At 47.7% G+C, this 14,490-nt stretch carries 16 protein-coding genes; 8 read left to right on the forward strand and 8 right to left on the reverse strand.

All coding sequences use genetic code 11. The annotated features are described in order from the left end of the window. The 4 genes from AOC06_RS05045 to AOC06_RS05060 are packed head-to-tail and all read right to left on the reverse strand — an operon-like array spanning position 1 to position 5,332. Complete coding sequence (locus AOC06_RS05045; protein ID WP_215379141.1) at positions 1-1,974, reverse strand: RelA/SpoT family protein; 1,974 nt, start codon at positions 1,972-1,974, stop codon at positions 1-3. Between the two features lie 12 nt (positions 1,975-1,986). Beyond that, complete coding sequence (locus tag AOC06_RS08850) at positions 1,987-3,915, reverse strand: alpha/beta fold hydrolase (protein ID WP_215379143.1); 1,929 nt, start codon at positions 3,913-3,915, stop codon at positions 1,987-1,989. A 35-nt stretch (positions 3,916-3,950) separates the two neighbouring features. Then, a complete protein-coding gene (locus tag AOC06_RS05055; RefSeq protein WP_215379145.1) occupies positions 3,951-4,601 on the reverse strand; it encodes a CoA transferase subunit B in 651 nt (216 codons plus the stop codon). Positions 4,602-4,633: 32 nt separating this feature from the next. Then, positions 4,634-5,332 carry a CoA transferase subunit A gene (locus AOC06_RS05060; protein ID WP_215379147.1) on the reverse strand — a complete coding sequence of 233 codons (699 nt, stop codon included), beginning with the start codon at positions 5,330-5,332 and terminating at the stop codon, positions 4,634-4,636. 145 nt (positions 5,333-5,477) lie between these two features. Here AOC06_RS05060 and AOC06_RS05065 point away from each other — a divergent pair, with 145 nt between their 5' ends. Beyond that, positions 5,478-7,148, forward strand: a complete 1,671-nt coding sequence (locus tag AOC06_RS05065) for an electron transfer flavoprotein-ubiquinone oxidoreductase (RefSeq protein ID WP_215379148.1) — start codon at positions 5,478-5,480, stop codon at positions 7,146-7,148. Here the strand turns inward: AOC06_RS05065 and AOC06_RS05070 are convergent. The 4 genes from AOC06_RS05070 to AOC06_RS05085 form a co-directional block, all read right to left on the reverse strand. Next, on the reverse strand, positions 7,140-8,312 hold the full coding sequence (locus AOC06_RS05070) for an MFS transporter (RefSeq protein WP_215379150.1): 1,173 nt from the start codon (positions 8,310-8,312) through the stop codon (positions 7,140-7,142). The genes AOC06_RS05065 and AOC06_RS05070 overlap by 9 nt on opposite strands. Before the next feature lie 15 nt (positions 8,313-8,327). Continuing rightward, entirely contained in the window at positions 8,328-9,437 is a 1,110-nt protein-coding gene (gene aroC / locus AOC06_RS05075) for a chorismate synthase (RefSeq protein WP_215379151.1), read from the reverse strand. A 32-nt stretch (positions 9,438-9,469) separates the two neighbouring features. Beyond that, complete coding sequence (locus tag AOC06_RS05080) at positions 9,470-9,925, reverse strand: CBS domain-containing protein (protein WP_215379154.1); 456 nt, start codon at positions 9,923-9,925, stop codon at positions 9,470-9,472. A gap of 82 nt (positions 9,926-10,007) precedes the next feature. Further along, positions 10,008-10,856, reverse strand: coding sequence for a YihY family inner membrane protein (locus tag AOC06_RS05085; RefSeq protein WP_215379157.1), 849 nt, complete (start codon positions 10,854-10,856; stop codon positions 10,008-10,010). 19 nt (positions 10,857-10,875) lie between these two features. Between AOC06_RS05085 and wrbA the strand changes: the two genes are divergently transcribed. The 7 genes from wrbA to AOC06_RS05120 all read left to right on the forward strand — a co-directional run bounded on the left by wrbA (position 10,876) and on the right by AOC06_RS05120 (position 14,488). Then, complete coding sequence (wrbA, locus tag AOC06_RS05090) at positions 10,876-11,478, forward strand: NAD(P)H:quinone oxidoreductase (protein ID WP_215379160.1); 603 nt, start codon at positions 10,876-10,878, stop codon at positions 11,476-11,478. A gap of 11 nt (positions 11,479-11,489) precedes the next feature. Next, positions 11,490-11,876 (forward strand): DUF2069 domain-containing protein, encoded by a 387-nt coding sequence (locus tag AOC06_RS05095; protein WP_215379162.1) that lies wholly within the window; start codon positions 11,490-11,492, stop codon positions 11,874-11,876. A gap of 124 nt (positions 11,877-12,000) precedes the next feature. Further along, positions 12,001-12,189, forward strand: coding sequence for a hypothetical protein (locus AOC06_RS05100; protein WP_112204208.1), 189 nt, complete (start codon positions 12,001-12,003; stop codon positions 12,187-12,189). Positions 12,190-12,344: 155 nt separating this feature from the next. Next, positions 12,345-12,635: a hypothetical protein gene (locus tag AOC06_RS05105; protein WP_215379165.1), complete on the forward strand. Its 291-nt coding sequence runs from the start codon at positions 12,345-12,347 to the stop codon at positions 12,633-12,635. A 3-nt stretch (positions 12,636-12,638) separates the two neighbouring features. Next, complete coding sequence (ppk2, locus tag AOC06_RS05110) at positions 12,639-13,442, forward strand: polyphosphate kinase 2 (RefSeq protein ID WP_215379168.1); 804 nt, start codon at positions 12,639-12,641, stop codon at positions 13,440-13,442. Positions 13,443-13,527: 85 nt separating this feature from the next. Further along, a complete protein-coding gene (locus tag AOC06_RS05115) occupies positions 13,528-14,202 on the forward strand; it encodes a DUF3313 domain-containing protein (RefSeq protein WP_215379171.1) in 675 nt (224 codons plus the stop codon). Positions 14,203-14,215: 13 nt separating this feature from the next. Continuing rightward, the gene (locus tag AOC06_RS05120) at positions 14,216-14,488 is read left to right on the forward strand and encodes an EF-hand domain-containing protein (protein ID WP_439650650.1); all 273 of its coding nucleotides are present in this window, start codon (positions 14,216-14,218) and stop codon (positions 14,486-14,488) included. Positions 14,489-14,490: the final 2 nt, after the last annotated feature.

The raw sequence follows: 14,490 nt of genomic DNA on the forward strand, positions 1-14,490 counted from the left end.
TCACCGGCGGCGTACCAACGTGACTCCTTTGAGCTCTTCTAGGCTGTTTTGCACCAGGCGCAAGGTCTCTGAGTCTTTCACTTCAACGGTAAATAAGATCTGTGCAAGCCCTTTGCGAACTGATTTGCGCAAGTCGATGACATGAATACCCTGTCTGGTCAGGACCTCAAATAACTCGCGCATGAGCTCTGGGCGATCTAGAGCGCTCACCGCCACATCTGCAGGAAAAAGCCGTTTCTCATGGTCTTTGCCTTCACCCGTAGTACCAGCATTCCAAGCGGTCTGAATCACACGTTCAGGAGCGCGCTCCAATAGTCCTCGAAAGGTTTTGCAGGAGCGACGGTGAATCGACACCCCTCTGCCCTGCGTCACAAATCCTGCAATCGCATCCGGTGGAACAGGCCGACAGCAACGCGCCAACTGGGTGAGAAGAGAGTCGACACCCACCACCAATACATCACTAGTATGACCCGATTTACGAGTGCTTTGACGCAGGACAATATCCACTTCAGGGGTGGCGGGCTTTGTCTCTAATTTATGGTGATCAGTCTTATCAGGCGCTTTTTCAGTTTGCTCATCATCCAGGGCATTGAACCAAGCTCGCACACGCGTTCGTGCTCGCTGTGAACGGAGGTAGTGACGATCTGGGCTAATCCAATCGCGTGATGGGCCACCATGCTTCACAGCAATAATTTCAATGGTTTGGCCATTTTGTAGTGGAGTATCCAGCGGCACCATCGCACCATCAACTCGAGCGCCTCGACAACGGTGCCCCAAATCAGTATGCACAGCATAGGCAAAATCGATCGGGGATGAGCCCTTTTCTAAAGCAATCACCTTACCCAAAGGCGTAAGTACATAAATATGATCGTCAATCTCGTGATGCTTCAACTGATCCCAAGCATCTTCTTTCCATGAGATTAGCTGTCTTGCCCAAGCAATTTGTCTTTCGTACTCCGCTGCAGCGCTATGCGTCCCCGTCTGCTGACCTGCTTGATAAGTACCTTCTTTGTAGCGCCAATGGGCTGCTAAACCATACTCAGCCTGCTGATGCATCTCATGAGTACGAATCTGTATTTCAAATGCAGTGCCATCCTCATCCATCACCACTGTGTGCAAAGACTGATAACCGTTCGGCTTGGGGCGAGCAATATAGTCATCAAACTCCTTAGGCACGGGCTGCCAGATGTTGTGCACTAAGCCTAAGCTGGCGTAGCAAGATTTGACGTCCGGCACCAGAATCCGAAATGCCCGCACGTCATACAGATTGGCAAAGTCGAGTGACTTACCCTGCATCTTTTTCCAGATACTGTATATGTGCTTAGGGCGTCCATAGACATCCGCCTCAATATGGGATGTACTAAGCTCATCCTGAAGTTGCTTGACGATTTGCGCAATGAAAACCTCTCGCTCATGACGCTTGGCATCGAGCATCTTGGCGATATCTCGATATGTGCTTCCAGAGGATGCTCTAAAAGCCAGATCTTCCATCTCCCACTTCATTTGCCAAATACCCAGACGATTGGCAAGCGAAGCATCGATATTCAGAATTTCTTGAGCCCAAGCTTCGGGCATGGTGATCTTTTCTTGCGTGACCCAACGGAGAGTTTGTAAACGGGATGCTAGGTACAGCAGTACCACTCGCAGGTCGTCCCCGAAAGCTAGCAACATCTTGCGCAGCATCTCTTCCTGACCGGAAATACTCAAGCCGCCATCTGCACGCAATAATTTAGCCTGGGCCTGACGTAGGCCTCGATAACCAATAATCAACTTCGCCGACTCTTCGCCGATTAATTTAATCAGCGCCTCTTTACCATGCGTTCGCCCAATATGGCTTGCTGCAGTTAAGGTGGCTTCATCTAAATGTAAGGTTTGCAGAATCTGCAAAACACCAGCCGAATGTTGCTCGGTTGGTTCGCCATACCAAGCGTCTATGAATAATGGTTTTGTACTAGGACTAGGGGCATTTGCCATTCATACATTTAATCACGAACTGAAAAATTCTTTGGCAAGGGCAATCTGTTCGGGCTTGATGAAGGCTGGCGCATGGCCTACATGCGGTATCTCAATACTTCTCGCGTAAGGATTCACCTTGCACATCTTTGCCACCGTTGCAGCAGATAACAAGTCTGAGTCTCCGCCACGCACAATCAGCATCGGAATATGAATTTGCTTGAAGGTATGCCACATCGCCATCTCACCCGCTTTAGCCATCATAGGATTTACTGAGGTGAACGGCACAGCAATATTAGGGTCGTAATGTAAACCCCAAACCCCATCTTTTTCTTCCAACTGAGGGCCGTTTAATGTTTCCCACTCTTCGGGCGTGTGATCCCCAAAGGTTGCACAAATCCGATTCAGCGCTTCTAGAGCTTCTGCACGACTCTTAAATGCAAAAGGTTTACCGACATAGGAACTTAAGCGCTCAATTGCAGCGGGCTCAATCAGCGGCCCAACATCATTGATGATCATGCGACGTATCGGTGAGTTGGGTAAGGCGGCAAAGACTATCCCAATCAGACCCCCCATCGAGGTTCCGATCCAATCGACTTGATTAACGCCTAAATGGGCGACCAAGGTTTTCATATCAGATACATACTGAGGCACTGAATACATGATGGGATTGTTTAAGCGGTCTGAGTCCCCTCTACCAACCACATCAGGACAAACAACATAGTACTGATCACAAAGCGCCTTCGCCAAGCTTGCAAAGTCACTGCCCCTGCGGCTCAGGCCATGGGCGCAAATCAGGACTCGAGCATTTTTAGGATCACCCCAGGCGTGATAAGCCATACGGTGCTTACCTTCGCCACTGCGACAAACCACATAATGAGTAATAGGATGCATCTCAGATTCTTTCGGGTTTGATGCATCAAGCATTGGAGCAGCTTCGGGCACTATCTCAGGATGATGATCGTGATTTGGATCTTCACCTAAAGATTGCGTCTCTTCGGGCTGCAAGGTCACATGGTCAATACCATGTTTTGAGAACAACATATCATGAATTCGTGACATTGTTTGTGGCCACTCCTTCATCATCTCTACTTCAATATGGCCGATCAAGGCGGGGAAGCTGGGTGTCATCTCCCAAATGTGCAAGTCATGCACTGCAACCACACCGGGAACGGCTTTGAGATCACTACCCACTTGCAAGTAATCAATATGCGGCGGCACGCCTTCCATCAAAAAGTGATAGGACTCATGCAAGATGGAGAAGGTAGATTTCAGAATCAATACAGACACCAAGATCGAGAGTAGCGAGTCAATCGGCATCCAGCCGGTGTACTGGATCACCAAGCCGGCAACCAAGGCGGCAACCGAACCCAATAAATCACCCATTACATGTAATAGCGCTGCACGGGTATTCACGCTCTTTTGATCTTTAGAAAGCACCCAAGCAACCACAACATTCATCAGCAGGCCTAATGCCGCAACAATGGTGACAGTCATACCATCCACAATATGCGGTGTGAAGAAACGGGTAATGGCTTCAAAGACGATCCATGCAACTAATGCCAACATCGTAATCCCATTGACAAAAGCAGCAAGGGCCTCTGCTCTTCCAAAACCAAAGGAATGTTTAGGCGATGGTGGGCGACGTGCAATCATCTGCGCTAAAACAGCCAAGCCCAATGAAGCTGCATCCGTCACCATATGACCAGCATCTGAAATCAGGGCTAAAGAATTCGAGAGATAAGATGCAATCATCTCGACTACTGAAAAGCTGAGGGTCAGAATTAAAGCAACAATGAGTAGATTCTGATTAGAGATTTCTTTGGTATGAGAATGTTTTGCATCACCCTTTTTGTGGGCATGCAACTCATGTGCCTCTCCATCACTCAGATGGCTAGCTGAGTGACTGTGCCCGTGATGATGTGAGCGCTGATGGTGATGGTGAGAATGGGATCCTGACATAGGTATCCCATTATTTCATCATCTAGTGTGACAGTCTAAAAACCGTTAGTGTTGACTGGGGCACCCGTTTTGGCGATGACCTCTTCTTTGGTTACACCAGGCGCTAATTCGACCAGGAATAAACCATCTGGAGTAATGTCTAAAACACACAAATCAGTAATGATGCGATTGATGACCCCAACACCGGTTAAGGGCAAGGTACATTTAGGCAAAATTTTGATCTCTTCAGTGCCATCTTTTTTCTTGGCAACATGCTCCATCAGAACGACCACGTGTTTGACTCCAGCAACTAAGTCCATGGCACCCCCCATACCCTTGACCATTTTGCCTGGAATCATCCAGTTCGCTAAGTCACCATATTCACTGACTTGCATGGCGCCCAAGATCGCAATATTGATCTTGCCGCCGCGAATCATTCCGAAAGAATCGGCTGAAGAAAAAATCGATGAGCCTGGCAAGGTCGTAATGGTTTGCTTGCCTGCATTAATCAAATCCGCATCAATTTCTTGTTCGGTTGGAAAAGGCCCAATTCCAAGCAGGCCATTTTCAGATTGAAGCCACACTTCCATATCCTTAGGCACATGATTCGCAACCAGGGTTGGCATACCAATGCCTAAGTTGACGTAGTAGCCATCCCTTAATTCTAGAGCAGCACGGGCTGCCATCTCATCTCTATTCCAAGCCATATCGATTTTCCTTCTGATCTACTTATCTGTGTTTAGGCGGCACGCAAAGTGCGTTGCTCAATGCGCTTCTCAGGCAATCGATTAATCACTAAACGATGCACATATATACCAGGCGTATGAATTTGATCTGGATCGAGCTGGCCGTTCTCCACAATCTCTTCCACTTCAGCAACCGTAATCTTGCCAGCCATTGCTACCACTGGATTAAAGTTACGAGCGGTGTAGCGATAGACCAAGTTACCAGAGCGATCTGCTTTCCAAGCTTTCACAATCGAGATATCAGAAACAATCGAGCGCTCCATGATGTAACGCTCGCCATCGAATACTTTTTCTTCTTTGCCATCCGCAACTAAAGTACCCACTCCCGTTTTTGTAAAGAATGCAGGAATACCGCAACCGCCTGCGCGGAGTTTTTCTGCCAAGGTGCCCTGCGGAGTAAATTCCAACTCCAACTCACCCGCTAGGTATTGACGCTCGAATTCTTTGTTTTCACCAACATATGAGGCAATCATTTTCTTCACTTGTCGTGACTGCAAGAGAATGCCGAGACCAAATTCATCCACACCCGCATTATTCGAAATCGCCGTGAGGTTTTGCGCACCCAATTCCTTAATCGCCAAGATCAAAGCCTCTGGAATGCCACAAAGGCCAAAACCGCCTACAGCGATTTTTTGACCGTCCTTCAAAATGTCCCGCAAAGCGTCCGCTGCGGTTGGGTAGGTTTTATTCATAAGTTAAGTCCCAAGATTGCTAAAAATGGAGAAAAGCTCATCATAATGCCTCTCCGATCATGACTGGTTCAGGCCCGAATCCGTCGGCTTTAAGCCTAATACCCTGCTTAGAACTAAACTATGGTCTAGATCCCGGAGAGATGGAATGAATTCCCAGCAGTTGCTTGAACAATTTGGGCCTCGAGAATCGATGGACTATGATTTAGTCATTGTCGGTGGTGGCCCTGCTGGCTTATCTGCAGCAATCAAAGCCAAACAACTAGCCCAATCTTCTGGCAAAGAGCTCAGTGTTTGCGTACTTGAAAAAGGTTCTGAGATCGGCGCCCATATTCTGTCTGGCGCCGTCATGGACCCTAAAGCCCTAGGCGAGCTTTTTCCAGATTGGCAAGCAATGGGTGCGCCTTTAGACACCCCAGTTAGTCAAGATCAATTTCTCTTTCTGACAGAAGACCGCTCTTATTCTGTTCCTGAATGGCTTTTACCGGAATGCTTTCAGAATAAAGGCAATTATATTGTGAGCTTAGCTAACGTCACTCGCTGGCTAGGTCAACAAGCTGAGGCGCTTGGCGTTGAAATCTTTCCGGGATTTCCTGCAGCAGATATTTTGTATAACGCACAAGGCGCCGTCTGTGGAGTCATCACTGGCTCCATGGGCTTAGATAAGGAAGGCAATCCCACCGAGCAATTTCAACTTGGGATGGAATTGCGTGCAAAGTACACCCTCTTCGCCGAAGGTTCTCGCGGCCATCTAGGTAAACAACTTATCAGCCGTTTTGCACTTGATCAAGATTCGGACGCCCAAACCTATGCCATCGGTATTAAAGAGCTTTGGGAAGTAGATCCTGCGCAGAGTAAACCCGGTCTAGTGGTGCATACCGCTGGCTGGCCTTTAGAGTCCGATACTTATGGCGGCTCTTTTTTATATCATCTAGGCAATAATTTAGTGGCAGTGGGTCTGGTAGTGGGCCTCGCATATAAGAATCCTTACCTCTCTCCCTTCGAAGAATTCCAACGCTACAAATTGCATCCCAACATTCGAGAAACCTTTGTTGGCGGTAAACGCTTGGCTTATGGCGCACGCTCTCTGACTGCTGGCGGACTCAATAGTTTGCCTAAGACTGTTTTCCCCGGTGGTGCATTGATTGGTTGCGATGCTGGCTTTCTGAATGCCTCTCGCATCAAGGGCAGTCATGCCGCAATTAAAACCGGCATGCTAGCCGCAGAAGCTGCAGTGGCCGCCCTATCTGAAAATCGCTCGCATGATGTCTTGGCTGCTTACCCGACAGCCTTTCAAAATAGCTGGCTTTATACCGAACTCAAGCAGGCTCGCAACTTCAAACCTTGGATGTCTAAAGGACTTTACCTGGGGACTCTCATGGTGGGTCTAGAGCAAAAAATCTTTGGCGGGAATGTACCTTGGACGATTCACAATCAATACGCTGATCATGAATGTTTAGAGCCTGCGAGCCAACATCAAGAGATTCGATACCCTAAGCCTGATGGCAAGATTAGCTTCGATCGCCTGTCTTCGGTATTTCTATCGAATACCAATCATGCTGAAAATCAACCAGCGCATTTAAAGCTGCAAGATGCAGCCATTCCAGTCAATCTCAATCTCAAGACTTACGCTGGACCAGAGCAGCGCTACTGCCCTGCTGGTGTATATGAGTACGTTGAGAAAGATGGGCAGCCCTATTTGCAAATCAATGCGCAGAACTGTGTCCATTGCAAAACCTGCGATATTAAAGATCCAAGCCAAAATATCATCTGGGTCACCCCTGAAGGTGGTGGCGGTCCAAACTACACTTCAATGTGATGTGATTGGCTGATGCGCTGGAGCCTGTGGTCTCAGTTTCTGAATCGCCATACCGGCTAAACCGCAAGCAAAAGCGGCCATAACGAATACATCGCGCGGTTGTGCTAAGTCCCAAATCCAGCCCGAACACAGTCCGCCAAGTGTTCCACCCAGACCATATGACACCGTTGCCATCAGGGCCTGACCTCTCGCCTGTAACGGCCCTGTAAACCAACGCTGCAATAACTTGGTTGCTGCGCTATGGTGAGCCGCAAAGGTTCCGGCATGCATCACTTGCGCAAGAATCAGAACCCATGTCAGAGGGAAAAATGCGATCAAAATGAAACGCAGCACCCCAACTCCGAATGAGGCTTGCAAAACAATCTCAGGTTGCAAGCGACTAAGGACCTTACTCTGAAAGTAAAAAAAGATCACTTCAGCAGATACACCAAGCGCCCAAAAAAGGCCGATCTGAAATTTGTTATAACCAAGCTTACTAAGGTAGAGGGAATAGAAGACATAGAGTGCTGCATGAGCAAAGATCATAAAAAATCCGGAGAGCAGAAACCAGCGCACATCGGGATTCAGCAATACGGAGAGCAACTCCCCTTTCACCATCTTATGACGCTGCACCTTGGGCTCGTGCAAACGAAAGGTCACGATAGCCAAAAGCAATAGCACTGCTGCACCGACGATGGGATAGAGCGCAATACTCTTACGCTGAAATAGCTCACCAGCAAACAGCACCATGGCAATAAATCCCAAAGACCCCCACAGGCGCAATCTTCCGTAACGCTTATCAAAAGAATTGTCTTTGAATAGAGCATGTACTGTTGCTGACTCTCCCAGCGGCATCAAGCTGCTGAGAATGGTGTGCAGAATAAACATCCAAACAAAAAAGGCAATGTAGCTGTGAAGATAAAAAATAGCTAAGAATGTAAGACTTGCTAAGCAAGCGCAAAACCGAATAATGCCAATCCGGTTAGAGAGATAGTCGGACAACCAGCCCCAAGAAAAAGGGCCAATGATGCGGGTGATTTGCAACATCGACATCAAAACCGAGATCTGAATGACGTTAAAGCCTTGGTCAACAAAGAACAAACTCGCGTATGGGGAAACTAAACCAACGTAAGCGAAATATAAAAAGAAAAAGGACCCGAAGGCCCAACGCACTGAAGGTGTCATAGTCAGATGCGAGACCTACTTCGCGCCAGGTCTAGTTGCGGCTACGGCGGGAACCGATACTTTGACATCACCGCACTGTGCGCGATGACGAAGAGCGTGATCCATCAGAACCAGCGCTAACATAGCCTCGGCAATCGGTGTTGCCCGAATACCAACGCATGGATCATGACGACCCTTTGTTTGCACAGTCATGGGTTTGCCATCTAAGTCCACTGATTGCTTGGGACTCAGGATACTTGAGGTGGGCTTGATTGCAATCGAGACTCTGAGCTCTTGGCCTGTGCTGATGCCGCCCAGAGTGCCTCCGGAGTTATTGCTGGCATAACCATCAGGATGCATTTCATCGCCATGCTCACTACCCTTTTGCACTACCGACTGAAAGCCAGATCCAATTTCAACGCCTTTGACAGCATTAATTCCCATCATGACATGCGCAATATCGGCATCCAATTTATCAAACAGAGGCTCACCCAAACCCATGGGTACATTTCGAGCGCGCACTTCAATTCGGGCACCGCAAGAATCACCCGCTTTACGCAAGCTATCCATGTACGCTTCAAGCTCAGGAATGATCTTGGCATTGGGTGCAAAGAAAGCGTTGTTCTCAATCTGCTTCTCATCCTCAAACGGAATCACGTGCTCACCCAGCTGACTCATATAGCCAAAAATCTCAGTGCCATATTGTTGATGTAACCATTTTTTTGCGATTGCTGCCGCAGCGACAACCGGAGCGGTCAAACGCGCAGAGGATCTGCCACCACCTCGCGGATCACGCAAGCCGTACTTATAGTGATAGGCATAGTCTGCATGGCCTGGTCTAAAGGTTTGCAAAATATCACCATAGTCTTGGCTACGTTGGTCGGTGTTGCGAATTAGTAAAGCAATTGGTGTGCCCGTCGTTTTGCCTTCAAAGACTCCCGACAGAATTTCAACCTTGTCCTCTTCTTTGCGCTGGGTGACGTGTCGAGAGGTACCTGGCTTGCGCCGATCAAGATCAGTCTGTAAATCCGCTTCTGAGAGCGCCATTCCAGGCGGGCAGCCATCAACAATCGCCCCGATCGCTGGGCCGTGTGACTCACCAAAGGTGGTTACGGTAAAGAGAAGGCCTAAAGTATTTCCTGACATAGCAACATTATGGCATCTGTCAGAAAGAGTGTTTAGTTTGTAGCTTTAGTCGTGTCTTCCGGCCAATCCCGAATATAGGCCTTGAGCATGGAGTTTTCAAAATCCTGCGCTTCAACTACCGCATGGGCTACGTCATAGAAAGAAATCACGCCCATGAGCATTTTTTGATCAATGACGGGAAGGTAACGGGCATGCTCAACCAACATCATGCGACGAACCTCATCCATTTCAGTTTCCATATTGCAAGTCAGGGGTTTTGAGTTCATCACTGAACGCACCTCGAGACCCCCCAAACTGCCGTGGTGTTTTGCGAGTGCCTGCATCACCTCGCGAAAGGTCAAAATACCAGCTAACTGATCGCCCTCCATGACAACGAGGGAGCCAATATCGTGATCACTCATGGTCAATACCGCCGACCCCAGGGCTGCGTTAGGTGGCACGGTGAATAATGTCCCACCCTTTACTCGCAAGATATCCCGAACCTTCATACCCATCTCCGTTATTTTTGTTCTCTTATGAGATTTAATATAGTCTGAAGCCGCCCTCAAATCAAGGGCAGAGAATGCGGAATTAGTAGCGAATAACCCTAACTAAACCCGCTCTAATAGGGGGAAGATTAGCGACAATCACAGCGCCAGCCAAAGTGATCCACCACGTGAGATAAATCCAAATGAGCGCCAAAGGCAGAATCGCAAAGGCGCCGTAAACCGTTCTATAAAAACGGGCATTGGTCAAAAACAAACCAAAGCCAAATTTCATCAACTCAAAAAAGAATGCGGCAATCAAGGCGCCTGCAATCGCATCGCGCCAAGCCACAGTGGTGTAAGGTAAATATTTATAGGCTACCGTAAATACGGCTACTGCCAATAAGATGGGAGAGATCGTCGCAAAGGTTGCGAAGCCCATGCTCAGGGTATCGATCCAGCCCTCAGCTGCACCTAAGAGCAGACTGCTGAGATAAATTCCAAAGCCCAGCAAAAAAGGACCAATCAATGTTGCGCCTGAGTAAATCAGAATTTGATTCAACAATGGTCGGCGCCCCGAGAGCTGAAAGATCCGATTAAAAGCCTGTTCTACCCCTGCGATTGCCATCACACTGGTGACGATTAAGCCCAAGGTACTCACCAAGGTCAGTCCTTTAGCCTGACGGGAGAATTGATCCAAGTAAATAAAGACCTGCTGGTTCAAACCACCAGGCATATAGGTATCCAATAGCCAAGACTGAAATGCCACTTTCATTCTGACAACCTTGGGCAAGGTCCCCAGCAAAAGGGATGCCACCGTAAACATCGGCACTAAAGCCAAGGTAGTGGTGAAAGCCAAATTACCAGCGGCTTGCGATAAATTTTGATGGCGATTACGCTCCCAGATCTGTTTAGCTAGAGCGAGCCATAATTGAGGATTCCGAAACAGGCGCATCGACGTATCATAAGAGAATATGAGTCAACACGATATTTTAGTTTTGTATTACTCCCGCCATGGGGCTACCAAAGAGCTTGCTCGCCTGATCGCCGAGGGCATTGAAAGTGTGCCCGGTGCAAACGCACGCCTGCGGACAGTTCCTGCAGTCTCGGCCGTATGCGAAGCTACTGAAGCAAGCGTACCCAATGAAGGCGCTCCTTACGTTGAATATTCTGATTTACAAGAATGCGTTGGTCTAGCTTTAGGATCCCCTACCCGTTTTGGCAATATGGCCGCCCCCATGAAATACTTTTGGGATGGCAGCTCTGCGCAATGGATGAATGGGGCCCTCATCGGAAAGCCTGCTTGTGTCTTTACGAGCACTGGTAGCTTGCATGGCGGTCAAGAGAGCACCCTCTTAACCATGATGATTCCCCTACTTCATCACGGCATGGTGATCATGGGCCTCCCTTATAGCGAGCCAGATCTGATGAGTACGCCCAATGGTGGCGGCCCTTATGGCGTGAGTCATTTAGCCCATGCCGATGGCCGCGCTCCGATCAGTCCAGAAGAACAGCGCCTTGCTAAGGCCCAAGGCAAACGCTTGGCTGAGTTCGCCCTCAAGCTTGGCAAGAGCTAATAACTAATCCCATGTTTAAATTGCCCGCCAATAAAAACCCCTATCAAATCCTGGCCTTAGCAGCCTACATCGATTTGTTCATTTTGTGTGTCTGTTGGGAGTGGTTTATCTCCCCATTGCGCCCAGAAGGTTCATGGCTCATCCTCAAAGCTTTGCCACTGCTGTTGCCCATGCGGGGGATTTGGAAGGGCAATGTTTACACCATGCAATGGGCTTCCATGCTGATCCTGCTGTATATCACCGAAGGTCTCGTCCGTATTAGCGAATCGGGCTGGAATTTCTACCTCGCCATCCTAGAAACCGTCTTGGCCACCATCGCCTTTGTATGCCTTTTGATGTACTTAAAGCCGATTAAAGCCGAGGCCAAAGCTAAAAATAAGGCTCAATCTGGGGTCTGAATCCCCTTTTTTGACTATTAGAGGCCCCATTTCAGGGAAAAGTCCATTTTTTGAGGATTTTTTTGTAATTCATGTCATCTTTGCCCATTTAAGGGGCGTTGTATAGGGCATGGAGGTGACATATATGTCAACAAGACTCAAACGTTGGGCCCGTGCAATTCAACAAATTGATTTGGCTAAAAGAAGCGATCCCGAGACTGCCATCGGCTACTTGGACAGCAAATACCGAGATATTGCTTGGCGTTACATCCGTATTTTAGGATTCGAGCACACCATCAGCTTTATGGCTAGTAACAATTTTCATCCTGAATAAGCTTTTTCAGGAACCCATCAAACCCTAGAGCCTCTGGTCTAGGGTTTTTTGCTTTATAGATGTCATAAAAGCTTGAAAGCATCTTCAATAAATCGTAGGATTAGCCTGAGCTCCGCCCTATTATTCAGAGCGCGCCCCATTAAACAAGGAACATCATGACCAAGAAAACGATTAAGAAGCTCACCAAGAAACTTCATAAATTAGAAGTAGCAAAAGAAAAAGTCGTCAAGAAGCTCAATAAAGCTTCTGTCAAACCAGCTAAAAAAGTAGCAGCCAAAAAAGTAGCTACGAAGAAAGCGCCTGCCAAGAAGACTTTAGCGAAAAAAGCGCCTGCCAAGAAAGTGGCCGCTAAAAAGGTAGTCAGAAAAGTTACCGCCAAGAAGAAAACTGTTGCTAAGAAAGTGGCGCCGGTAACTCCTACAACTACTCCAAGCAGCAATTCATAGTTCTTGAAAAAAGTCTCTACTGCAGCAATCAAGCCAATCAAGGTTAGCAAAAAGGAATTGACTTACGAGGCAGAGCTTAGGCTACTGCAGATTGAACTCGTCAAGTTACAAAAGCGCATTATTAGTAAAGGTGATCGACTCTTAGTGATTCTGGAAGGCAGGGATACTGCCGGCAAAGATGGCACGATCAAGTGCATTACTCAGAACTTAAGCCCACGTGATACCCATGTGATCGCTCTTGGTAAACCGAGCGACCGCGAGGAAGGCGAATGGTACTTCCAACGCTACGTAGCCGAGCTTCCGAGCGCGGGTGAATTTGTGATCTTCAATCGGAGCTGGTACAACCGTGCTGGTGTTGAGAAGGTCATGGGATTCTGTACTGATGCCCAGTACAAAGAGTTCATGGCGTCGGTCAATGACTTTGAAAGTCTTTTGGTGAGCTCCGGAATTCAGATCCTTAAATACTATCTTGATATTGATAAGGCTGAGCAAGCACATCGTTTAGCTGATCGTGCCAAGGATCCCCTGAAGCAATGGAAGATCAGCCCTATCGATCAGCAGGCTCAGAAGAAATGGCACGCTTATAGCGTTGCTCGTGATCTCATGCTTGAGAAAACAACCAGCCCTGATGCACCCTGGACTGTAGTCAATGCCAATGATAAAAAACTCACCCATCTCAATCTAATCCGAGATTTACTATCGAGGGTCGAGTACCCCGGCAAGAATAAAAAGCTGCTGATTACCGATCCTAAGATCATCATGCCTTGCCTAGCAACATCCATCAAGCTACCCAAATTAGCACCCTAGTTTTGAGATGTAAAACCGAACACCCAATTCGATTTACTTACATTGAATGGTGTTATAAACATTAGAGATACCCTTTGGAGATTTTATGAACCGTCGCAATCTACTCTCACTCTGCTACTTCATCCCAGCTGTTCTATTGATTGGCGCTTGTAGCAATACTTCTAAATACTTATCAGAGCCAATGCCTGAGTCTGGCTTCTTACCGAATTACAAATTATTGCAAGTTGTTCCAGATACTCCACAAGATATTCGGATGTGGCGCTATCGTGATGCCAACGTTGATCCAAATAAATATACTGGCGTGATCTTGACACCAATTTATTTGAATCAAACCCAAACACAACAAGTTTCTGCGCAAACTCTGGAGCAAGTAAAAGCTGCATTACAAGACTCGATGGTGAATGCTATTAATGGCAAAAGCAATATTACGATTGTTCAAAAACCAGGTCCTGGTGTTGCTAGAGTATCGGTTGGTATTACCGGTGCCGAAATGTCAGCCAACAGCTTGCAGCCTTGGAACTTCACACCGATTGGCTTAGCAGTCAATGGTGCAGCCTATGCAGCAGGGATGAATGCCAAGACCCCCGCTTTAATCATTGAGAACAAAATTACAGATAGCCAATCCAATCAATTGCTGGGTGAAGGATTGATTACGATTCAAGGCGAATCTTTCAGAACAGGTTCTGGCTCAGTAGAGGCGTTTACCGATATGGCCAAGAAAGCGGTTCGTCAAGCACTGCAGTTGTCTGTCAAACAGTAATCAGGGTTGAATCATGAAAACGCTATTGCATCGTGCGGTTGCTGTGAGTTTTATGCTTGCGGGCCTAGGCGGTCAAATCACCGCCCAAGCTCAAACGCAAATGAGCGCCGAGGACAAAGAGATTGTCGCTAAATTTAAGGCGGCCGATAAGAATCATGATGGCAAGCTTACTTTGGCAGAGGCTCAGGCTGGTATGCCAAGAGTTGCAGAACACTTCAGTTATATCGATAGTCAAGGTCGCGGTTACGTGACTCTTGACCAGATCCTAGCCTTAGCCAACAACTAAAG

Origin of the sequence: Polynucleobacter paludilacus (assembly GCF_018687595.1) — a bacterium.
GTDB lineage: Bacteria > Pseudomonadota > Gammaproteobacteria > Burkholderiales > Burkholderiaceae > Polynucleobacter > Polynucleobacter paludilacus.